The 440-nt window shown below is 58.0% G+C and carries 1 pseudogene; it reads right to left on the bottom strand.

Annotated features, from left to right (window positions below):
* A pseudogene (locus ACTHUR_RS21210) lies at positions 1–440 on the bottom strand (divalent metal cation transporter); the annotation flags it as partial.

The raw sequence follows: 440 nt of genomic DNA, 5'->3' as shown, positions 1-440 counted from the left end.
ATCAAGCCGAGGATGGCGAGGAAGTTCATGCCTGCCGTCAGCTTGTGGCGTTCGTCTCCTTTAACGAGGCGGTAGTTCAGCCAAGCGAACACGGGGGCGGCAACGAAGGCGGTAATCATGGCGAATTTGAGCAGCTCTGCCATCGCGCTGTTGAACCAGAAAATCACTGCCAAGCCCGTACCTGCGACCCAAACGTTCCAGGCGAACAGTTCGACGTTGCCCGTTTTGTCTTTGCCGCGCAGCAGGCGTACCGGCTCGGCAATCGCGCGCGCGTAGCCGTCCACTACGGTAATCGTTGTGCCGTACATACAGGCGAAGGCGATGAATGCGACCATCGGACGCGACCAGTCGCCGATGGTGACGGCGTACATATTAATCAGTTGACCGACGTATTTGCCACCCGCCATTTGCACTGCTTCCCCGTTGCCGTACTGCACATA

Source organism: Neisseria sp. P0021.S007 (assembly GCF_051956855.1).
Note: the sequence above shows the minus strand (reverse complement) of the source record. Positions and strands in the feature narration are given on the sequence as shown.